This window comes from Salinisphaera sp. SWV1 (assembly GCF_052044155.1).
Classification (GTDB): domain Bacteria; phylum Pseudomonadota; class Gammaproteobacteria; order Nevskiales; family Salinisphaeraceae; genus Salinisphaera.
Map to the genome: position 1 here is coordinate 1 of NZ_JBQDYE010000036.1, position 21,461 is coordinate 21,461.

The window sequence follows — 21,461 nt, forward strand, 5'->3', positions numbered from 1 at the left end:
TTCACGCCGATCGTCAACTCGCCCGAGGTCGGCATTCTGGGCGTGTCCAAGCACAGCTGGCAGCCGGTCTGGAACGGGTCCGAGTTCGAACCCCGGCTGATTCTGCCGCTGTCGTTCTCCTACGATCACCGCGTGATCGACGGCGCCAAGGCGGCGCGGATCACAAACCATATCGCCCAGCGGCTCACCGATCTCCGAAACCTGCTGCTCTGATCGCTATCGCGGTTTCTCAGCAACGTCCAAGCCGTTCGCCACTAACCCACTCGCGGAGCCACCATGAAACTGTATTACGCACCCGGCACATGCTCTCTCGGTCCCAGAATTGTTGCCCATGAAATGGGCATCGACATGGAATCGCAACGTGTTGATATCAAAAATCACCAGACCGAAGCCGGCACCGACTACCTGAAAATCAACCCGAAAGGGTATGTCCCAGCATTGGAGCTGGACAACGGCATGCTACTCACGGAAGGCATAGCCATCATGCAATACCTCGCCTTGCTGAGCGAGGAACAAAACCTCATCGCTCCGCTGACCAGTTTTGATTTTTTCAAACAAGAGGAGTGGCTGGCCTTCATTAGTTCTGAGTTGCACAAGATGTTCAGCCCATGGCTTTTCCATCCTGAATACGGATCGGATGCCCAACGGGTCGCCACGCAGAAAATATATGCGCGATTCAATTACATCGATGCTCATCTCGCGGAAAGCAGCTATCTGGTCGGCGACCAATTCTCCTTATGCGACATCTACCTGTTCACGATTGCGCGTTGGTCGAGCCTGTTTGAGATCAACCTTGCTCCCTACCCTCGACTTTCGACTTATCTGGAGCGAATTGCGAAACGCCCGGCAGTACAAGCGGCAATAGAGGCGGAAAGTCTGAGAATTGACAAATCATCGCCCCAAACTTGGAGTGGGCAGGATGCGAGCGACTTGATGGGCTAAGCGGCGCGCGACATACCGCCCGTTTCATCCACGACAGAGCATCCCTGAAGCACCCGGGAGAGCTTGGGGTCGGTCGCCAGAGGGCAAGTCTATGCACACGTCATTTGTTTCGTGGTCGCATTTTAGAGAATGAGTAGACTTGACCCCGTATCACTCCGTATTCGCCTTATTGCCTGGCCGCCCACATCGCCAGCCGATGCTGGATCGCTTTCTGCGACACCTGCTCTTCCGGCAAAGGCTGAATAACGCCGTCGTGCACGAGCAATCGGTAGATGTATTCCAACTTATCGGTCGCGGAATCGGTAGGCTCGAATTCAACGACGCCGCGCTCCTCGCCATACGCCACGCCTAACGCGAGTGCTTTCTTGACGAGTTCCTTTTCGTTCTTGAGCTTTTTCATACCTTGCTCTTTGCGTTGATGTATCGACGATACGCGACGTACGTCACTGTGTGGCACCGCCGTATTTAATAGACCGACTTGTTGTCCTGGTGGTCGCCGAATTCCCGCTGTCGATTTCGGCCTACCACCGCCGCACCGCCTGCTCCACCCATGCTTCGCACCGATCGTCTGGACACGGGCTCCCGGCACATCGACACTGGCATTATGCCCATCAATGCCTAGTTCTCGAACCGCTTGATAATGCGGCTGATCCGCGAATAATGCAGCCCGAAATGCTGGCCGATCTCTTGCATGGTGTAGCCACCCGAGGCATAAGCGGCGGCGATCGCCGCATCACGCGAGCCGGCCTCCTTTTCGTAGTCGCCAATCGGGCGAGCCCGACCGGCACGCTGGGCCCTCGGCACCTCGCCCAGCTGCCGATTCGAGGGCTCGATGCGGGCGCGCATGGCGTCGACGAACGAATCGTCCCCCAAAAACACCTGATTCGCCAATGAATCCCAAGGCGGCGGCAGGCCACGCCCTTCGCTGACAAAGCGGCGATACGCCAGCTGCGCCTCGCGCACCTGCGTGCGGAATGCCGACAGAACCCATTCCGTGGTCAGCCATTCCGGGATGGCCTCGCGGCCGGCAGTCGCTCGGTAACTGCTCCAGGGCCAGTCGCCGGCACTCCGCACCATGCCGGCGCGGACGGGGTTCAAGACGATATAGCGCGCCACCTCGAGAAGATACGGCTCCTTCTGCACCAATATCGCCTTATAGCGGCCTTGGAACAGATGCCCAACCCGGCGATGGCGACGATTGCTGTACTGGGTATATACCCCGTTGAGCTGGCGCATGCCTTGGGCGAGGTTGCCGTCCGGCGTTTCGATCAGCAGATGATAGTGATTGCTCATCAAGCAATAGGCGTGAACAAGCCAGTTGAAGCGCCGCGCTACGCTCGCCAGCACGTTCAAGAAGGCGACGCGATCCTCGTCGTCCTCGTAAATAGCTTCCCGGCGATCACCACGCGAGGTGACGTGATAGAGCGCGCCGGCGAACTCGAGTCTTAAGGGTCTGGCCATGGGGTACTAACCACTCGCTCGGCAAAGGGGAAGACCTGTCTGTACAAGCCGCCCCCTTATCAGTGCTCGACCTGTCTATGCTCAAGGTCTTTCCTGCATCTCTGATCAAGTTGATACGCGATTCGCTTCACGCCCGCGCGATCGAGCGGCTGCGATGTAGGATTTCGCACCAAGCTTTTCGCTTCGCGCGGATTAAATACACGGATCGGCTGCTTATTTGACCCCTTCAATCTGTTGACCTGCCAACCAGGGATCGCGATGGCAGGAGTCGCTACCGTCGGTTCGCCCGTTGCTTTGGTCAGCCAATCGCTTAACCACTTGGCCTGTCGCTTTGCCTGCTCGAGGCACCGACGATCTCGCCACCCCGCGAAGTCAAGAGTTTTGCCATCGAAGGTCGCGGTGTAATCGTTTTGCGCGTCTTCGGAACGTTTTTGCTTAGAGCGCGTTTTAGTCTCGACGGCAAACACACCTGTAGGCCCCACAATTACGTGATCAATGTTGAATCGTTCGCAGGGAAGATCGTGAAAAACTTCGAAACCGTCTGTCATGAGCTTATTGAGTTCTTCAGCGGTCGCGACTTCGCCTTCCCAACCAAGCCTCAAGGCCTGCAACTCATTAAACAAGCTACGTAATCTAATGCCCGCCCATACCGACGTGCAAATGGTCGCGACAACGGCTAGGGCAACTAAGAAGCTTGAAACCGACTTACCGCTAAAATATGGCACACCAAATGCAGAAGCGAAGGCAATAAACCCGACCGTCGGACCAAGTGCCATGGAGTACACGGCATCCATTGCTAAATATCGGCGCTTTTCCGAAAGGGCGTGACCGGGCGGGCGAAGCATACCCCGCGTCACCGGATGGCGGCGGCCGGTTCGCCTCGAACGAAACTCATCCCATCGAATCTGCGCCGCCAAAATAATAAACGGTGGCGATATGATAGCGAGTGCAAAAAACACCACACCAAGTTGGATGAGCATTTATCCCCCGACCCTGATCCGCTCTAATCGAATTAAACCCCGAGCTACACGCAAAACGCAAGACCTGACCCCACAGCTCCCGCAGCCAGTTGACGCGCCGCGCTACGCTTGCCAGCACGTTCAAGACGGCGACGCAATCCTCATCGTCTTCGTAAATAGCTTCCCGGCGATCACCACGCGAGGTGGCGTGATACAGCGCGCTGGCGAATTCGAGTCTTAAGGGTCTGGCCATGGGGTCACACTACTCGGGTTCGGGCAAAAGGCAAGACCTGACCCCGAGTTCCGTATCGTGCCCTGGCGCGAGGCGCCCGGCCAACGACTCAACCCAGCCAACGGACTTTGCCTATCATCGCTGCACGACCGTGCATTCGATATCGGCCTGATCACGATCCGCGCGGATTGGACCATCGCGGTGTCGCCGACGGTTGAGCACGCAGCCGGCGATTTCTGGTATCAGGCCGTGGCCGCATATGAAGGCCGCGAAATTTCGCGGCCCGAGAGATTCCCGCCGAGCCCCGCTTTCCTCGCGCGTCATCGGGCAGAAGTTTTTCTGCAATAGCGCCGAATCCGGCAACACTGGGTTCGCCGCCCGTATTCGCCTTATTGCCTGGCCGCCCACATCGCCAGCCGATGCTGGATCGCTTTCTGCGATACCTGCTCTTCCGGCAAAGGCTGAATAACGCCGTCGTGCACCAGCAATCGGTAGATGTATTCCAACTTATCGGTCGCGGAATCGGTGGGCTCGAATTCAACGACGCCGCGCTCCTCGCCATACGCCACGCCTAACGCGAGTGCTTTCTTGACGAGCTCCTTTTCGTTCTTAAGCTTTTTCATACCGTGCTCTTTGCGTTGATGTGAAGGCTCCCGGTTTAGTGGAAATACAGCACGTATATTTTTAGCCCCAATAGCAGTGCTGCTGCACTAGGCATCAAATATTTGGCACCAAACGATGCAATGCCGTGATTACTAAACTTTTGCACAGCGACTACTGCAAGATCATGGTATTGCTCAGCGAGCTTTAGATTTTGATCGGAGCTTTCTTGAGCCTTAAAATCCGAGTATTGATCTAAAAAAACTTTTTTATCAAGATCCCCCATCAAAGGCATATTATAGATGTTTTTTATACCGGAATTGCCGAGGTTAGGAGTAGATGCATTTAGCGAAAAATAAATAACGAAAGCAACGCAAAACACATAATATGCTGTAAAAGCCGAAATCAACGACTTAAGGCACAAGCTATTTGCATCAATACTCCAAACACCGGACTTATAAAGCACAGTTAGCAAAGCAAATACATATGTGAGAAAAAACGCTGTGCGCCAGTTGCTTGCAAGAATGTACGAATCTGTACGACGTACCATTTCCCATAAATCGTCTCGACATCTGTCTTCATTACTCATCGGATACTACCCAAGACCGGTACATGTCGACTGCTCGACACAAAGTTTGATAAAAATTCGGCACGCAGTCGGAAGCTGAAAACTGGATGAAATCGGGACGCGACCAGAAGCAAGATTGGTGCTTGTTAGAGTGCGGCTTAGGCCTCCCGTTAACGCGAGCAATGAAAATAACGCCATTCAAATCGGAGCCTTCAACTACAAAGGTAGTCACAGGGTTTGGATAGACTTCCTCGACTTTAACTCCGTAGTCATGAAGATAATCAAACTGGATGGCTTGCTCAAATGAATAATGATCTCTTAATTGTGCGCAGCCGAACTCCCACTTTTCGGAGAGCGGGCTATTCTTCTTTTTGGGCCTCTTGCCAATCAGAACCTCACCAGCCGTATTAAAACAAACAGCTACGCAGTGAACTTCCGCTAATTTCTGATTCGCCGCAGGGCCCTCAGCTAACGCTTCTTGATCAAACTCATTAGCATCTTCTATTTCAACTTCAATATCGGCTACTTTATCTTTTAAACCGAAAGAGAAAATATGCTTTTGACAAAGCTCGGCGGTAAGAGGATGAGGCATTCTGATCGCCGAGGACTCTTCCGAACTTTTCCGAGAATCAGATTTCACGTCAAACGCATCGCTCAACACACTCCAATCATCTGAATACCAGATGATCGGCATCGGCTGATCAGATACCCCTTTTAAATGCTTAAAACCAACAACGCGCAGCTTTTGGGCATCAAGCCCTCCACGCAAAGCCAAATAGGCAAGCTCAATTGTCAGGGTGACGCAAAGAGGGTGAGCGTATTGAGCCGCTCGAAAGCCCGCGTCGATCCCGCGCCCTAAAAATTCAACTGCGGCATGGTCAGAAGTGTCATTGCGCTGAGTAAGATACAGCTTTACGGATCTATTTTTGTCAGCAATATTCTGTAACGCGCCTTCTGCCTCGTCGATGCTGCCCTTCGGGGAATTCTCTATTAAGTCACACCACATAGTGGCCTTAATAGAAATCGGGTCATGAAGAACCCTGTCGTGTTTTATACTATGATGTTCGGCACGGAAGTCATCATTTAGCCTTCGAGCAACATCTTCGCCTGAAGCTATCTCGTCGATGATATTAATATTCTTATGCAGCGGCTTGAAAAATAATATTTCATCGCCTCGGTGCTTCCATACAAAAAAACCGCCATCCGACGCATAATCGGTAGCGGCTTCAAAGAAATAAGTTATTAATCGGATCCAGTTTTTTTCTTCAGTTTTAAGTCGCGTCGAATCGACCACATCTAATGAGAAAAACAAGTATGCGACCGGTTTCTGATCGCTAACTGAAGAGCTTTTTAGCCGAAAATCCTCTAAATCTAGACTATTTTTTAGTTCTTTCTCTGGAGCCATCTAGTCCCAACTAAATAACCGAAGCCATCTACCACGGGTTTTTGCTGCCATATTAGAAACATCAAAATGGCCAGCAATCTTAGTCAAATCGTATTTTCGCCCGTTTCGATTTTTTTCCGCGACTTCTCTAAACTCGGAAGCAGGCATTAAAAATGCACCGGCGAATTCGTGAGCTTCAAACTCTTCTTCGCCGTACCCCATTCGATGATGCACAGAGTCTATATACCCCTGCGCGGCACTTTCCCATAGCTCATCGTCGACCAGATAGCCGAGATGAAGAAATAAATGACCGAGCTCGTGAGCAATAGAAAAACGTTCGCGCTTCTCATGTGGTGTTTTAATGGCTATTGCAAAAGACTCGCCGCGCTTTCGCACATAGGCTTCAGCATTACCCCCAAAGCGCTCGTCGAAACTCTCTATCTCTCCTCCTAACTTTTCGACAGCCTCTTTCAAATCCACGGGAGTCGATAGGTTAAGTTCCGCACGTAAATGCGTTGCGAGTGAATTGATCTCCTTTCGGCGATTAGAAAGCATAACTCGCCACCCTTTAGGCTAAGGGTGGGAGCATACATATAGTGCTGTTCGACGTCGATCCTCTATTAGTCCCAGCTCAACGCCCCACCCGTCTGATACTCAATCACCCGAGTCTCAAAGAAGTTCTTCTCCTTATTCAAATCCATCATCTCGCTCATCCACGGGAACGGATTTTCCGCGCCGGGATACAGCTCAGCCAGACCGATCTGGGAGCAGCGGCGGTTGGCGATGAACTTCATGTACTCGTCGAACATGCTGGCGTTCAGGCCGAGCACGCCGCGGGGCATGGTGTCGTGGGCGGATTCGATCTCGAGGTGCATGGCCTCGTCGATCATGGTGCGGGCTTCTTCCTGAAAGGCCTCGGACCAGAGGTGCGGGTTTTCGATCTTGATCTGGTTGATGACGTCGATGCCGAAGTTCAGGTGCATGGACTCATCACGCATGATGTATTGCACCTGCTCGGCGGTGCCCGTCATCTTGTTGCGGCGGCCGAAGGACAGGAACTGCACGAAGCCGGCATAGAACCAGATGCCTTCGAACACGCAGTAGAAGGCGATCAGATCGCGCAGGAATTTCTGGTCGTTCTCGGGGGTGCCGGTCTTGAAGTTCGGGTCGGACAGGCTCTGGGTGTACTTCAGGGCCCAGGCGGCCTTGTTGTGCACGCTGGGCAGCTCGCGATACATGTTGTAGATCTCGCCCTCGTCGAGGTTGAGGCTTTCCACGATGTACTGGAAGCAGTGGCCGTGCACGGCTTCCTCGAACGCCTGGCGCAGCAGGTACTGGCGGCACTCGGGGTTGGTGAGGTGCCGGAAGATGCCCAGCACGATGTTGTTGGCCACCAGCGACTCGGAAGACGAGAAGAAGCCGAAGCCGCGCTTGAGGATCAGGCGTTCGTCTTCGGTCAGGCCGTTCGGGTCGTTCCAGGTGGCGATGTCCGCCGCCATGTTCACTTCCTGCGGCATCCAGTGGTTGGCGCAGGCGTTGAGGTATTTGTCCCAGGCCCAGGTGTACTTGAAGGGCACGAGCTGATTGACGTCGGCGCGGCAGTTGATGATCTGCTTTTCGTCGACGGACACGCGGTTGCCGCCGAGCTCGACCTGTTCCAGGCCGGTGACGCCATCGGCGTGGCCCGGCTGCGGGGCTTCGGTTTCACGCTCGAGCGCGAACGGATCCGGGCTGGCGCCGGCCGGGTTCGGGTTGGACGTGGAACCGGCCTTGTGCGCGTCGCGGTTCGGAATACCCTGGCGCGGGGTGTCTTCGAAGTCGAGCATGGTGTGTTCCTGGTTGCTTTGCTTCGTTAAAAAGCGTTGTTCTGTTTCAGGCGGTCAGCGCGGGCGAGAAAAACGTCCGCAAATGAACGCGAAGCACGCAAATAACAAGAACGGCTTGTCGCTTTGTCTTTCATCTGCGTGAATCTGCGTTGATCTGCGGACGAATGTCTTTACCTTTGCTCTGGCTTTACTGGCAGGCCTCGCAATCCGGATCGTCGATGGCACAAGCCATGGGCGCGGTGGGTGCAGCGGCCGGGGCTGGCGCGGTACTCGCCGAGGCGCGCGCACTGCCGTTGCCATGGGCCGAAATTCCGCTGCCGTTGGCTGCCGAGCCGCCGTTTGCGGCGCCGGAGCCGCCATGGCCACCGCCGGAACCCTTGCCCGCGTTGGCCACCGCGTTCAGCCGATGATCGCTGATGGTGGATTTCTCGGTATGCGTGGCACCCATGGTGCGCAGGTAGTAAGTGGTCTTCAGGCCCTTCTTCCACGCCAGCTTGTACAGTTCATCGAGCTTGCGGCCGGACGGTTCGGCCATGTAGAGGTTCAGGCTCTGGGCCTGATCCAGCCACTTCTGGCGCCGCGAGCCGGATTCCACCAGCCAGCGCGGGTCGATCTCGAAGGCGCATTTGTAGAGCACCTTGAGCTCGTCCGGGATACGGTCGATCGCCTGCACGGAGCCGTCGTAGTACTTGAGGTCGTTGGCCATCACCGCGTCCCACAGGCCGAGGCTCTTGAGGTCTTCGACCAGGTACGGATTGGCCACGGTGAACTCGCCCGACAGGTTCGATTTGACGTACAGGTTCTGGTACGTCGGCTCGATCGACTGAGAAACACCCGTGATGTTGGCGATGGTCGCCGTCGGGGCGATGGCCATGCAGTTGGAGTTGCGCATGCCGACCTGCTGGATGCGGGTGCGCAGGGTTTCCCAATCCAGCGTCTGGCTCTCGTCCTGGTCCAGGTATAGTTCTCCGCTTGGGGCCTCGCCGCGGTTCTCGCGCAGCAGCTGGATGGAATCGATCGGCAGGATGCCCTGATCCCACAGGCTGCCCTTGAACGAGCTGTAGGCGCCGCGCTCTTCGGCCAGGTTGGTGGAAGCCTGGATGGCGTAGTAGCTGATCTGCTCCATGGAGCGATCGGCGAACTCGACGGCCTCTTCCGACTCGTACGGCACTTTTAGCTTGTACAGCGCGTCCTGGAAGCCCATCAGGCCCATGCCGACCGGGCGATGCCGCAGGTTGGAATCGCGCGCGGTCTTGACGCTGTAGTAGTTGTACTCGATGACGTTGTCGAGCATGCGCATCGCGGTGTTGATGGTGCGCTCGAGCTTCTCGGTATTCAGCTGAGGATTGCCGTTTGCATCTGGCTCGATATGCTGCGGCAGGTTCACCGAACCCAGGTTGCAGACCGCGATTTCCTTGCCCGGCGAGGTGTTGAGCGTGATCTCGGTGCACAGGTTGGAGCTGTGTACCACGCCCTTGTGCTGCTGCGGGGATCTAAGGTTGCACGGGTCCTTGAAGGTGAACCACGGGTGGCCCGTTTCGAACAGCATGGACAGCATCTTGCGCCACAGGGTGACGGCCGGAAGCGTCTTGGTGTTGGTGATCTCGCCGGCCTCGGCCTTGGCTTCATAGCCGGCGTAGGCCTGCTCGAACGCCTTGCCGGTCAGATCGTGCAGCTCGGGCACGTCGTCGGGCGAGAACAGCGTCCAGTTTTGGTCGTTCAGCACACGCTTGACGAACAGATCCGGGATCCAGTTCGCGGTGTTCATGTCGTGGCAGCGGCGGCGATCGTCGCCGGTGTTCTTGCGCAGGTCGAGGAATTCCTCGATGTCCTTGTGCCAGGTTTCCAGATAGGCACAGACCGCACCCTTCCGTTTCCCGCCCTGATTCACGGCCACAGCCGTGTCGTTGACCACCTTCAGGAACGGCACAACGCCCTGGCTCTTGCCGTTGGTGCCCTTGATGTGGGCGCCCATGGCGCGGACGTTGGTCCAGTCGTTGCCCAGGCCGCCGGCGAATTTGGACAGCAGCGCGTTGTCCTGCACGGCTTCGTAGATGCCGTGCAGATCGTCGTCGACCGACGTCAGGTAGCAGGAGGACAGCTGCGGGCGCAGGGTGCCGGAGTTGAACAGCGTCGGCGTGGACGACATGAAGTCGAAGCTCGACAGCAGCTTGTAGAACTCGATCGCTTTTTCTTCGCGCTCAATCTCGTTGATCGCCAGGCCCATCGCCACGCGCATGAAAAACGCCTGCGGCAGCTCGAAGCGCTTGGAATCGTAATGGATGAAGTAGCGGTCGTAGAGCGTCTGCAGGCCGAGATAGGTGAACTCGAGATCGCGATCGGCAATCAGCGCGTTGCCGAGCATGTCCAGGTCGTACTCGCCCAGCCGCGGGTCGAGCAGTTCGTGATGCACGCCGCGGGCAATGAAGTCCTTGAAATAGGCGGTATAGCCTTCGCGCATCTCGGCGTGGGTGGCATACACCACCTCGCCTTCGGCCAGGAAGGTCAGCGCTTCGTGGCGCAGCTTGTCCATCAGCAGGCGCGCGGCCACCGAGCCATAGTTGGGCTCGGCTTCCAGGCGCTGGCGCGCGGACAGGATCAGCGCGGTGGACAGCTCGTCTTCGGTGATGCCGTCGTAGGCGTTTTTCAGCGTATCGGCCAGCACGGTGTCGGCGGTGACGCCGTCGATGCCTTCGCAGGCCTCAGTGATCACGCGCGTCAGGCGATCGCGATCGAGTTCGGCGGTGGCCCCGTTGTTGAAGGTGACCTGGATCTCGCGGGCGGCGGCCGGGGCGTCGATCGCGCCCGTTTCGGCCTGCTTGGCCGCTCGCTCGCGGGCGCGCTCCTCGCGATAGAGCACGTAGGAACGCGCCACCTTGTGCTCGCCGAAGCGCATCAGCGCCAGCTCGACGTAATCCTGGATGTCCTCGATGTGCACCGCGCCGCCGCCCGGCAGGCTGCGGGTCACCCCCTGGACCACCTGTTCGGTGATGTCCTTGACGGTCTGGCGGATGCGCGAGGAGGCCGCGCCCTGCTGGCCTTCCACGTCGATGAACGCCTTGGTCACGGCGAGCTCGATCTTGGAGGCATCGAACGGCGTGACCTTGCCATTGCGCCGAATCACTTTGTAAGCGCCGGGCTTGGTGGCCTCGATGGCCGCGCCGTAGCTCTGCCCGCCCGCGGTCTCGCCGTGCTGCTGGCGCGCTTCGCCGCGCTCGGAAATCTCTGCCTGTGCCATGTCGTCTCCGCGCTGGTTGGCTGCGTTGCGCCGCAACGCGCCGTGAAAGAGTCTTGCCCTCGACGCGGTGGACAGCCGGAAACCGCGTCGTTGGACAAACAAGATACCCCACTAGATACTGTGGTCAAGAACCCGTTTTGGGGCCCCAAATCACTACATGTTGTGTAGTTGCGGTGAACAAGCCGTGCACAACGCTGTGGATAAATCGTGGGATAAATGCCGCGATGCGCCGGTAAACAAGGCTTTGCCGCGCTGGTTAACGATTCGCCGACACGCCCCGGCCTCGGCGCGGCCTTGTGTCTTCACGGCCCGGCGCACGCCCGGCCCGCACCGCCCCCCGAAAGCCGCCACGCCACGGCATGCCTTGACCGCCAAGCGCTTGCGACTGTCGGAAAAGATGACGATTGTTTTTGTTGTGATCGAAGCCGTTTTCGATAGCTTCGGCCAAATTCCCCGCGGCCTTGCGCGGTCCGTAATGACGACGACACCGAGACAGGCGACAATACCGGCATGGACGTGATTGTGATTCGCCACGGCATTGCCCTGGATCGCGACGAAGCCCACAGCATGGGATTGTCCGACGACGAGCGCCCGCTCACCGCGCATGGCGAGCGGCGCACGCGCGCGGCCGCCGCCGGCCTGCGCGCGGCGCTGGCCGATATGCCCATCGACGCCATCCTGACCAGCCCGTTGCTGCGCGCGCGCCAGACCGCCGAGATCCTGGCCGGCTATCTGGACGACCCGCCGGTGGACGAGGCCGAGGTGCTCGCCCCGCCGGTGGACATGGAAGCGCTGGACGACTGGCTGCACACCCATTTCGGCGAGCACCGCGTGATGCTGGTGGGCCACGAGCCGGATCTGGCGACCTGGGTATCCTGGAGCCTGACGCGCCGGCGCGACCGGCTGCTGGCCTTCAAGAAGGCCAGCGCAGCCTTGCTGGAATTCCCCGGCGCGCCCGACGGCGGCACCGGCACCCTGCGCTGGTTGTTGACGGCGAAGCAGTTGCGCGCCCTGGGCTAACAAGCCGATTCAGCGCCCTATTCCGGCGCTTTTTCGCGCCATGCGGGGTTGCGTCGATCGGGGTTGCCGCCCTATACGGCCACCCCGAACAGCAGACCCGCGACCGAGGTCACGCCCATCGCGATCGCGCCCCAGAGCGTCACCCGCGCCACCGACTTGAACATGGGCGCGCCGCCGGCCCGGGCCGACAATGCGCCCAGCACCATCAAGGCCAGCAGCACGCTGATCGAGACCGCCGGCAGAACCGCCGCGCGGCTGACGACGAGCACCACGATCAATGGCACCGCGGCGCCCACGACAAACGACGCCGCCGATGCCAGCGCCGCCTGCAGCGGGCGCGCCGCGGTATTGTCCGACAGACCCAGTTCGTCGCGGGCATGCGCGCCCAGCGCGTCGTGGGCCATCAGCGCGCTGGCCACCTGCGCGGCCAGTGGCTCGTCGAGACCGCGTTCGATGTAAATCCCCTTGAGCTCGGCGTGCTCGGCCTCCGGATGCGCTTCGATCTCGCGCTGCTCCATCGCCAGGTCGGCGCGCTCGGTGTCGGACTGCGAACTGACCGAGACATATTCGCCGGCCGCCATCGACAACGCACCGGCCACCAGCCCGGCAATGCCGGCCAGCATCACGCTCTTGGCGTCCGCCTGGCCGGCGGCCACGCCAAGCACCAGACTGGACACCGATACGATGCCGTCGTTCGCGCCGAGTACCGAGGCGCGCAGCCATCCCAGCCGATGACTGTTGTGATGTTCATGATGCCGCTGGTGGCGATGACTCGTCATGTTCCCTCTCGTGCGCCGGGTTCCAAACAGCAAGCCGGGATGCGGCTCGCCCCACAGGCCGGCGTTTTAACACAGCTTTTTTACCGGTGTTTGAGCCGTTCTGATTCTTATTAACAGTCCGCCCCGACCGCCCGCGAAACCGCCGTGCCGGACCGGCGCCCGCCAGCGCGCCGAAGCGAGCGCACGCAATCGCTTGGGGCCAGCATCTCGGTTTTGTTCGCGGCCGAATGATAGGATCAGGGCCATTGCAAGGCCGGTCGAACCGGACATATGACCACGATCGTACAAGGCCACCCGCGCGCCCCGACCGATTACGACTGGCTCGTCATCGGCGGCGGCCCGCACGGCCGCTTCATCGCCGCCTCGATCGCCCGGGCCGCCCCCGCGGCCCGGCTCGCCGTGGTCGATCCGATGCCGGCGATGGCCGCCTGGCGGGCCCGGGCCGCGGCCTGTGGCATGCGCTACCTGCGCTCTTCCAACGCGCATCATCTCGGCGCGCGAGCCGACAGCCTGCGGCGTTTCGCCGCCGCGCGCGGCTACGACGAAGCCCACGCACTCGGCTACTATCGCCGCCCGTCACTGGCCCTGTTCGACGCCCATGCCCGGGCCGAACTGGGCACACCGCGGCATATACCGCGCCGCGCGCGGCGCCTGAGCCGCGAACACGGGGCCTGGCGGGTCGAACTCGACCACGCCGCCCCGACGGCCCGACGCGTCGTGCTGGCAACCGGCCCGAACCGCCCGTATCGCCCGGCCGGGCTCGAAGCGGCCGAACATGTCTTCGATCCGCATTTCGCGCTCGGCGCCCCCGGCCGGGCCACGGTAATCGTGGGGGGCGGCATCACCGGCGCCCAGCTCGCCCTGCGGGCCATCGGCGCCGGGCATCGCGTGTGCTGGCTCACGCGCCAGCCGCCGGTGCGCGCGGATTTCGATTCCGACCCGTGCTATGCCGGCCCGCGCTGCCTGGCACCGTTCGCCGAGGCCTCGTGGGCCCAGCGCACGGCATTGCTCGCCCAGGCACGGCAGCCCGGCACGCTGCCGCCGGATATTTACAGCGCCATCACCTCGGCGCTGGCCAGCGGCGCGCTCGCCTGGCGACAGGGCGAACCGGCACGGCTGTGTGCAGCCGGCGTGGTGCTGGCCGGCGGCCGCATCATCGATGCCGAGCGCGTGATCCTGGCCACCGGCTTCGTCCATCGGCCCGATGCCGACAGCGTGCTGGGCCGGGCGGTCGCGGATTTCGATCTGGCCACCGATGCCGCCGGCCATCTGCATCTCGACCGCGAGCTGGCGGTAGCACCCGGCCTGCACGTCGCCGGGCGCCCGGCCAGCCTGCAGCTCGGGCCGATGGCCGGCAATATCAAGGGCGCGCGCCTGGCCGGGCGCATTCTGGCTACGCTGGCAGGGCGCACGAAGAGCCCTGCCCCGATGGCGGCCGCCGTTTCCTGAGCGCTCATCCCGGAGAATATTTGTGTCTGATGCCCTGACCGCCTTCGTCCAACACTACGGTCTGCTGGCCGTCTTCGTGTTGAGCGCGCTGGAATCCGCCTGTATCCCGATCCCGAGCGAACTCGTGGTGCCGGCCGCGGGATTTCTCGCATTCCAGGGCGCGCTGTCGCTGTGGGGCGTGGTCGCGGCGGCCACCCTCGGCAATGTGGCGGGCAGCTGGATCGCCTATGTCGTGGGCCGCCGGGGCGGCCGGCCGCTGATCCGGCGCTACGGCCGCTATATATGGCTCAACGAACGACATCTGGAGCGCGCCGAAGACTGGTTCGCGCACTACGGTGAGGTCACGGTGTTCGTGACCCGCCTGCTGCCGGCCTTCCGGACCTTCATCTCGCTGCCGGCCGGTATCGGCGAGATGCCGCTGGGCCGCTTCCTGCTGTATTCCCTGCTCGGCTCACTGCCGTGGAATCTGGCGCTGGCCGTGGCCGGCTACGAATTCGGCGCGCACTGGGGCGCGATCGAGCATTATCTCAAGCCGTTGTCGTATCTGTGCGCGGCCGCCTTCCTGATCGTCGTCATCTGGTTCTGGCTCGGGGCGCGGCGCGCCCGGCGGTAGATCAAACCCCGGGCGGCAGGCGCTGCTTCGAGCCGGCACTGGCGGGCGCGCCATCCACCCGATCACGGTGCGCCCTATACGGCGGCGCGGCGATCAGTCCAGCAGCGACGGGGCTTCCTTGATGTAGTCGCGGCGTTTTTGCGTGGCCTCACCGGTGAGCACGAAACCCTGCAGCCGACCGTCGCCGTCGACAAAGCGCCCCTCCACCGCCGTGCCATCACGCTCGATCTGCCATTCGCCGTGCGGGTCGACCGGCGGGTAAACGATCACCGGGCAGACGTGGGTCTTGATGATGATCGGCAACGTCGGATACTTGACCCGCCCGGGCTCGTCGTCCGCGCCCGCGGCCAACGTCTTGCCGAGGACGCGCGCGCACTGCATGAGCGGGCCGACGTAAGGCCGCCAGTGGCCGTCGACCTCGGCGCAGTCGCCGAGCGCGTAGATATCGGGATCCGAGGTGACCAGCGTGCGATCCACCACGATGCCGCGGTCGACCTCGAGCCCGGCCGCCTCGGCCAGCGCGGTGCCGGCCCTGAGGCCGACCGCCGAGAGCACGACATCGGCATTGATCTGCGAATCGTCGTCGAGCACGACATGGTAGCGATCGTCGTCCCCCTGATGCACACCGGTGGCCGCGTGCCCCAGATGCCAATCGACCCCGGCGTGGGCCAGCGCGGTCCTGACCGCCTCGCCCGCGGCTTCCGGCACGAGCTGGGCGAGCGGCCAGTCGGCCGGATCGGCCACCGAGACCTTGTAACCGTACTGGATGAGGTCGTTGGCGAACTCACAGCCGATCAACCCGGCGCCGAGAATCGCCACGTGCGAGCCCGCCTCCAGATTGTCGCGAAACGCGCGATAATCCATCAGGTTATTGACCTTGTGGACGCGGTCCGCCGCATCGCCGGCCAGGTTCAGCACGATCGGATCGGCGCCCCAGGCCAGCACCAGCCTGGAATAGGTCAGCGTCTCGCTGGCCAGTTGCACCTGATGCGCCTCGCGGTCGATGGCCTCGACCTGTTCATGGGTACGCACGGTAACATCGAGCATCGCGGCCATTTCCTCGACCGTCTTCTGCACCAGTTCGGGCGCCCCCTTGTCCTTGGCATGGGCCTCGGAGATATCGGGCTTGTAGTAGCTCGCCCCATCGTCGCGGGTGATGAGAACCACCGGCGTGGCGGTATCGTGCTTGCGGAATTCCCGGGCCACGCTGTAGCCGGCCAGTCCGGTGCCGATGATGATGATCGGGTCCATGCGCTCGTGCCTCTTTGACGTTCAGGGCCGGCGCGCCCCGCCAGGCGCCGGGCGCCCGGTGGGGCCAACAGCCCGTGGAATCGCGTGTGTCGTCGGCGCCGCGGGCCGGCGCGCAGCGCTCACGCGACGCATCGCGCGATGCGTCAGTCGACTTCCATCATTTCGAAGTCGTCCTTGGGCGCACCGCAATCGGGGCAGGTCCAGTCGTCGGGGATGTCTTCCCACTTGGTGCCGGGCGCGATTCCCTCGTCCGGAATGCCCTCGGCTTCGTCGTATTCGAATCCGCAGACGATGCATTGCCACTTCTTCATTGCTCGCTCTCGCTAGACCATGGTGATCAAAAAACGGGCGCTGCCGGGAGGCAGCGCCCTTTGAAACTACGCTCAAGGCTACCAAAACACCGCCGCGGCGGCGATGCAGGCCGTCGTCACGGCGACGCCAGCGGCGGCGGATACCGGGCCAGGAGCCGGTCGCGATGGCGCGGATCGAGATTGGCCCGCCGAATGTCGCCGCCGTAATGACTGGCCACGCGCGGATCCATGACGCGATACCAGAGCCACGGCACATAGGCGAGCACGATCATGCCGGCATACCCCGTGGGCAGCTCAGGGGCCTCGTCGAAATGCCGCAACGACTGATAGCGCCGGGTCGGATGGGCGTGATGATCGGAATGCCGCTGCAGATGGAACAGGAAGATGTTGGTCACGATGTGGTCGTTGTTCCAGGAATGCTCCGGCCGGCAGCGCTGGTAGCGCCCGTTGGCGTCCTTCTGGCGCAGCAGGCCGTAGTGCTCGCAGTAGTTGACGGCCTCCAGCAGCGAGGCGCCGAGCACGGCCTGCACGATCAGAAACGGCAACAGCTGAATGCCGAATGCCGCCATCATCGCGATCCAGAGCACGGCCGTCATGCCCCAGGACTGCAGCACTTCGTTGCGCGGCGACCACGTCGAAAGCCCCTTGCGCGCCAGCCGGCGCTTCTCGATATGCCAGGCCGAACGCGCGCTGCCGAGCACGGTGCGCGGCAGGAATCGCCAGAACGATTCGCCCATGCGCGCACTGGCCGGGTCTTCCGGTGTGGCCACGCGGCTGTGGTGGCCGAAGTTGTGCTCGACATAAAAATGGCCGTAGGCCACCGGCGCGAGTGCAATCCTGGCCAGCCAGCTCTCGATCACCGTGTTTTTGTGTCCGAGTTCATGGGCCGTGTTGATGGAAATGCCCGACAGCATGCCGATGGTCGAGACGAACCCCAGCCACTGCCCGATCGTGAGCGGCTGCGTGCCCACGATGACGCACACGCCGACAAACAGCACCAGCTGCACCAGCACGTAGATATACGTCGAGTAACGATAGAACGGATCGTTTTCGAGCACGTCCAGCACGCGCTCGGGCGGATTGGTGCTGTCCTTGCCGATGGTGAAATCGAGCAACGGCACGATGCCGTAGACCATGATGGGTCCGGCAAACATCAGCACCGTCAAACCACTCAGCCAACCCGCCAGCGTGACCGCGACGACCAGCATGACGATGCCGAACCCCATCGGCCACAGCCAGCGTTTTCTGTCGTAGGCCCGGGCTTCGGCAAGGCTGATCTGTGCATCGCTCATGACGCGCCTCCTGGGGCCTTGTGTACGGCCCACGTTGCAGACAAGCCCCGTCGCATCAGACAAAGCGCCGGCTCGACAGCCATGCCGACGAACCGGACGTCACTCATCAATGTATTATTTACATCACTCAATGTAATTTATGATGCAGAGGTCACCGCGTCAACTCGCCGCACGCCGCCGCCGGCCGCATCGACGAACGCGGCCCTGTTCGACAGTTGTCGCGCAGACGGGTACAAAAATACGAAAGCGGCGCCATCGCGCCGGGAGGAGCCTATGAACAGCGCGGCGCAGCCAATCCCGACTGCCGACACCGTGGCCGATACCGATGCCGGTCGTATCCAGCGGCTGTTCGAAGCACAACAAGCCAGGGCGCTGGTGCTGCGGACATCCAACGCTGCCGAGCGCATCGCCAAGCTCGCGCGCCTGCGCGCGTTGATGTTCGCAAAGCGCGAGGCGATCCACGCCGCCTGCCATGCGGATTTCGCCAAGCCGGCCGCCGAGGTGGAAGTCACCGAGATCCTGCCGGTGGTGGCCGAAGCGCATCACGCGATGCAAAAGCTCAAATCCTGGATGCGGCCGAAGCACAAGCGCCCCACCCTGCTCATGTTCGGCACCCGGGCCGAGGTGCGCACCGAGCCGCGCGGCGTATGCCTGATCATCTCGCCCTGGAACTACCCGATCAATCTGTCGCTCGGCCCGCTGGTCTCGGCGATCGCCGCCGGCAATACGGTGATTCTCAAGCCCTCCGAGATGACACCGCACTGTGCGGCTTTTCTGGCCGAGTTCCTGGCCGAACTGTTCGACGAGGATGAAGTCGCGGTCGTCCAGGGCGCGGTCGAGACGTCGCAGCGGCTGCTGGAACTGCCGTTCGACCATATCTTTTTCACCGGCTCGCCGGCGGTCGGCCGCATCGTGATGGGCGCGGCGGCCAGGCATCTGACATCGGTCACGCTCGAACTGGGCGGCAAGTCGCCGGTCATCGTCGACCGCTCCGCCAGGATCAAGACCGCCGCCACGACGCTGGTCTGGGGCAAGTTCGCCAACAACGGCCAGACCTGCATCGCGCCGGACTATGTCTACGTGCACGAAGCCATCCGCGACGAATTCATCGCCGCCTGCCGCGACGCACTGGATTCGCTCTACGGCGCGCGTGAAAAGCTGGCCGACAACGGCGACTACTGCCGTATCGTCAACGACAAACACTACGAGCGCGTGCGCGGCCTGCTCGACGACGCCATCGAACGCGGCGCCGAGCTGCCGGTGGGCACGGTGCCGGCCAACGACGATCGTTTCCTGGCCCCCACCCTGCTCACCCGGGTCGACGAAAACGCCCGCATCATGCAGGAAGAGATCTTCGGCCCGCTGCTGCCGATTCTCACCTACAGCGATATCGAACAGCCCATCGCGGCCATCAACGCACGGCCGAAGCCATTGGCGCTGTATATCTACGCCACCGACAACTACGTCATCGAAACGGTACTGTCGCGCACCAGTGCCGGCGGCTCCTGCGTGAACCAGGCGATGATGCATTTCCTGCACGGCCAACTGCCCTTCGGCGGCGTGAACAACTCCGGCATCGGCAACAGCCACGGCCACTATGGCTACCTGGCCTTCTCGCACGAACGCAGCGTACTGCGCGACCGCTTCTCGCTGGCGTTCCTGTTCCGGCCGCCTTACAACGCCTTTACCCGTTGGTTCATTCGGTTTGCGGTGCGGTGGTTGACCTGAGACGTTGCCAGCGGGCTCCGCCCGCTCACACGCCAACTGATTGATCCGTAAAACGGGCTTTCCATTCCAGTCGGGATTTGGTGCTTGAGTCTTTTGGGGGGCGCCGTCTGAGCTTGGCGTATCGATCCGGACCAAAAGGCTTGTTTCGCCTCGGTTTCGCACTGATGTGCGAGCCACTTTTCGGCTTGCTCTCGTTAACAAGCCAAAACAAAAGGCACCCGCCTCGGCGCCGGCTACGCCGGTTCACTCCGATGCTCGCGGCGACGGGATGCGGCAAAAACTCGGGCCGCTTTGGCGGCCCTCAAACATCTTGCCGCACCGGCGCAGTGCGCCGGACACCCGTCGCCGCTGTGCGTCTCCGTCGCCTCAGACGGGAGGAAATACAGCCGCGAACGCCAAACCTCGCGGACCGTGCCTGTATTCGGGTGCCCTTGAGCGCAGCGCCGAGCAGTGGAGGCCGAAAGCGAAAAAGACCGCCGGATGTCTGAGTCGCGCGCAGCGCGGCGAGTTTCCGGCGGTCCGCTTTCGGCCGGAGCCGCGCAGGGCACCGATGCGAAGCATCGGCGCAAGGTAGGGTGTCCTTTCCTTTGGTTACTTTCGTTTGGACAAGCAAACGAAAGTGACTCGCACATCAGTGCGAAACCGGGAATCAACCAACCCCAATATCCAAACTCAGCCCCGAGATCCAGACTTACAACCGCGAATCGCAAGGCCGCTACTCGGACGCAAATTGATGCGTCGCACATCAGCGCGAAACCAGCCGCTGACAAGCCTCGCAGATCAAATCCATACACCACAACGGGCGCGGTGCGCGCCGCCGTCTCGCACCGCGCCCCCATCTGTAAATGACAACGAAATGCGCCTCACCCGGCCACAACACACGACCCCTGCGTTAAGCTGACCGGCGACATCCCACACTGACATCGTCGCCATGAACGCACCGCAACGCTTTGCCGCCGCCCTCGACAAGGAACAGCCGCTGCAGATCGTGGGCGCGATCAATGCCTACGCGGCGATGCTCGCCGCGCATTCCGGCTTCAACGCAATCTATCTGTCCGGGGGCGGCGTGGCCAACTGGTCGTACGGCCTGCCGGATCTCGGCATGACCACGATGAACGACGTGCTCGAGGATGTGCGGCGGATCACCTATGCGACCGACACGCCGCTGCTGGTGGATGTCGATACCGGCTGGGGCAGCGCGTTCAACATCGCGCGCTCGATCAGGCTCATGGAAGGTGCCGGGGCGGCGGCCGTGCATATCGAGGACCAGGTCGCGGCCAAGCGCTGCGGCCACCGGCCGGGCAAGGAAATCGTCTCGCAGGGCGAAATGGTCGATCGCATCAAGGCCGCGGTGGACGCCCGCGACCAGATGAAGATCATGGCGCGTACCGATGCGCTCGCCGTGGAAGGCCTGGATGCCGCGGTGGAACGCGCCGCGGCCTGCGTGGAGGCCGGCGCCGACTATATCTTCGCCGAGGCGATGACGGATCTGGCGATGTATGCCCGCTTCACCGAGCTGGGCGTGCCGGTGCTGGCCAATATCACCGAATTCGGTGCCACCGAGCTCTACACCACCGACCAACTGGCGGCTCAGGGCGTGGCGATGGTTCTGTACCCGCTCTCGGCCTCGCGCGCGATGGCCAATGCCGCCCTCGATGTATATCGCACGATTCGCGAACACGGCACGCAGAAGCCGGCGCTGCACAGCATGCAGACCCGTGACGAGCTCTACGAACATCTCGGCTACCACGCTTTCGAGGACAAGCTCGACGCGCTGTTCGGTCAACCGCACGATTCCCGGTAACAAG

Annotated in this window: 22 protein-coding genes; 9 read left to right on the forward strand and 13 right to left on the reverse strand. The window is 61.2% G+C overall.

The genetic code is table 11. The annotated features are described in order from the left end of the window. A partial coding sequence (locus ACS8YF_RS15520) for a 2-oxo acid dehydrogenase subunit E2 (RefSeq protein ID WP_440851057.1) occupies positions 1-213 on the forward strand: 213 nt, incomplete at its 5' end. A gap of 63 nt (positions 214-276) precedes the next feature. After that, positions 277-942, forward strand: a complete 666-nt coding sequence (gene gstA, locus ACS8YF_RS15525) for a glutathione transferase GstA (RefSeq protein ID WP_440851058.1) — start codon at positions 277-279, stop codon at positions 940-942. 166 nt (positions 943-1,108) lie between these two features. On the opposite strand, the gene ACS8YF_RS15530 is transcribed toward gstA, so the two are convergent. From ACS8YF_RS15530 to ACS8YF_RS15540, 3 genes are all read right to left on the reverse strand, one after another. After that, a complete protein-coding gene (locus ACS8YF_RS15530; protein WP_440851059.1) occupies positions 1,109-1,342 on the reverse strand; it encodes a DUF5062 family protein in 234 nt (77 codons plus the stop codon). A 218-nt stretch (positions 1,343-1,560) separates the two neighbouring features. Then, a complete protein-coding gene (locus tag ACS8YF_RS15535) occupies positions 1,561-2,403 on the reverse strand; it encodes an REP-associated tyrosine transposase (RefSeq protein ID WP_440851060.1) in 843 nt (280 codons plus the stop codon). 59 nt (positions 2,404-2,462) lie between these two features. Next, a complete protein-coding gene (locus ACS8YF_RS15540; RefSeq protein ID WP_440851061.1) occupies positions 2,463-3,383 on the reverse strand; it encodes a nuclease-related domain-containing protein in 921 nt (306 codons plus the stop codon). Between the two features lie 289 nt (positions 3,384-3,672). On the opposite strand from ACS8YF_RS15540, the gene ACS8YF_RS15545 reads away from it, so the two are divergent. Further along, complete coding sequence (locus tag ACS8YF_RS15545; protein WP_440851062.1) at positions 3,673-3,942, forward strand: HNH endonuclease; 270 nt, start codon at positions 3,673-3,675, stop codon at positions 3,940-3,942. Between the two features lie 41 nt (positions 3,943-3,983). Here the strand turns inward: ACS8YF_RS15545 and ACS8YF_RS15550 are convergent, their stop codons facing one another. From ACS8YF_RS15550 to ACS8YF_RS15575, 6 genes are all read right to left on the reverse strand, one after another. Beyond that, positions 3,984-4,217 carry a DUF5062 family protein gene (locus ACS8YF_RS15550; RefSeq protein WP_440851059.1) on the reverse strand — a complete coding sequence of 78 codons (234 nt, stop codon included), beginning with the start codon at positions 4,215-4,217 and terminating at the stop codon, positions 3,984-3,986. A gap of 35 nt (positions 4,218-4,252) precedes the next feature. After that, the gene (locus ACS8YF_RS15555) at positions 4,253-4,783 is read right to left on the reverse strand and encodes a hypothetical protein (protein ID WP_440851063.1); all 531 of its coding nucleotides are present in this window, start codon (positions 4,781-4,783) and stop codon (positions 4,253-4,255) included. Beyond that, a complete protein-coding gene (locus ACS8YF_RS15560) occupies positions 4,776-6,167 on the reverse strand; it encodes a hypothetical protein (RefSeq protein WP_440851064.1) in 1,392 nt (463 codons plus the stop codon). Before ACS8YF_RS15560 ends, ACS8YF_RS15555 begins: the two co-directional genes overlap by 8 nt. Beyond that, complete coding sequence (locus ACS8YF_RS15565) at positions 6,168-6,701, reverse strand: ImmA/IrrE family metallo-endopeptidase (protein WP_440851065.1); 534 nt, start codon at positions 6,699-6,701, stop codon at positions 6,168-6,170. A gap of 65 nt (positions 6,702-6,766) precedes the next feature. Beyond that, positions 6,767-7,972, reverse strand: a complete 1,206-nt coding sequence (locus tag ACS8YF_RS15570) for a ribonucleotide-diphosphate reductase subunit beta (RefSeq protein ID WP_440851066.1) — start codon at positions 7,970-7,972, stop codon at positions 6,767-6,769. Between the two features lie 187 nt (positions 7,973-8,159). Then, positions 8,160-11,210 carry a ribonucleoside-diphosphate reductase subunit alpha gene (locus ACS8YF_RS15575; protein WP_440851067.1) on the reverse strand — a complete coding sequence of 1,017 codons (3,051 nt, stop codon included), beginning with the start codon at positions 11,208-11,210 and terminating at the stop codon, positions 8,160-8,162. A gap of 184 nt (positions 11,211-11,394) precedes the next feature. Between ACS8YF_RS15575 and ACS8YF_RS15580 the strand changes: the two genes are divergently transcribed. Both ACS8YF_RS15580 and sixA read left to right on the forward strand, forming a co-directional pair. Beyond that, positions 11,395-11,730, forward strand: coding sequence for a hypothetical protein (locus tag ACS8YF_RS15580; RefSeq protein ID WP_440851068.1), 336 nt, complete (start codon positions 11,395-11,397; stop codon positions 11,728-11,730). Continuing rightward, complete coding sequence (sixA, locus tag ACS8YF_RS15585) at positions 11,721-12,230, forward strand: phosphohistidine phosphatase SixA (RefSeq protein WP_440851069.1); 510 nt, start codon at positions 11,721-11,723, stop codon at positions 12,228-12,230. Before ACS8YF_RS15580 ends, sixA begins: the two co-directional genes overlap by 10 nt. A gap of 71 nt (positions 12,231-12,301) precedes the next feature. Here sixA and ACS8YF_RS15590 read toward each other — a convergent pair whose 3' ends face one another. Continuing rightward, complete coding sequence (locus ACS8YF_RS15590; protein ID WP_440851070.1) at positions 12,302-13,009, reverse strand: VIT1/CCC1 transporter family protein; 708 nt, start codon at positions 13,007-13,009, stop codon at positions 12,302-12,304. 270 nt (positions 13,010-13,279) lie between these two features. On the opposite strand from ACS8YF_RS15590, the gene ACS8YF_RS15595 reads away from it, so the two are divergent. Further along, positions 13,280-14,458 (forward strand): FAD/NAD(P)-binding protein, encoded by a 1,179-nt coding sequence (locus tag ACS8YF_RS15595; RefSeq protein WP_440851071.1) that lies wholly within the window; start codon positions 13,280-13,282, stop codon positions 14,456-14,458. 22 nt (positions 14,459-14,480) lie between these two features. Further along, complete coding sequence (locus ACS8YF_RS15600; protein ID WP_440851072.1) at positions 14,481-15,071, forward strand: DedA family protein; 591 nt, start codon at positions 14,481-14,483, stop codon at positions 15,069-15,071. Positions 15,072-15,164: 93 nt separating this feature from the next. On the opposite strand, the gene ACS8YF_RS15605 is transcribed toward ACS8YF_RS15600, so the two are convergent. The 3 genes from ACS8YF_RS15605 to ACS8YF_RS15615 all read right to left on the reverse strand — a co-directional run bounded on the left by ACS8YF_RS15605 (position 15,165) and on the right by ACS8YF_RS15615 (position 17,925). Beyond that, on the reverse strand, positions 15,165-16,322 hold the full coding sequence (locus ACS8YF_RS15605) for an NAD(P)/FAD-dependent oxidoreductase (RefSeq protein WP_440851073.1): 1,158 nt from the start codon (positions 16,320-16,322) through the stop codon (positions 15,165-15,167). A gap of 143 nt (positions 16,323-16,465) precedes the next feature. After that, positions 16,466-16,633, reverse strand: coding sequence for a rubredoxin RubA (gene rubA, locus ACS8YF_RS15610; protein ID WP_109993664.1), 168 nt, complete (start codon positions 16,631-16,633; stop codon positions 16,466-16,468). 116 nt (positions 16,634-16,749) lie between these two features. Continuing rightward, entirely contained in the window at positions 16,750-17,925 is a 1,176-nt protein-coding gene (locus ACS8YF_RS15615; protein ID WP_440851074.1) for an alkane 1-monooxygenase, read from the reverse strand. Between the two features lie 273 nt (positions 17,926-18,198). Here ACS8YF_RS15615 and ACS8YF_RS15620 point away from each other — a divergent pair, with 273 nt between their 5' ends. Together ACS8YF_RS15620 and prpB are read left to right on the forward strand one after the other, a co-directional pair. After that, entirely contained in the window at positions 18,199-19,653 is a 1,455-nt protein-coding gene (locus ACS8YF_RS15620) for an aldehyde dehydrogenase family protein (RefSeq protein ID WP_440851075.1), read from the forward strand. Positions 19,654-20,584: 931 nt separating this feature from the next. Continuing rightward, positions 20,585-21,457 (forward strand): methylisocitrate lyase, encoded by an 873-nt coding sequence (gene prpB / locus ACS8YF_RS15625; protein ID WP_440851076.1) that lies wholly within the window; start codon positions 20,585-20,587, stop codon positions 21,455-21,457. The last annotated feature ends 4 nt before the right edge of the window (positions 21,458-21,461 follow it).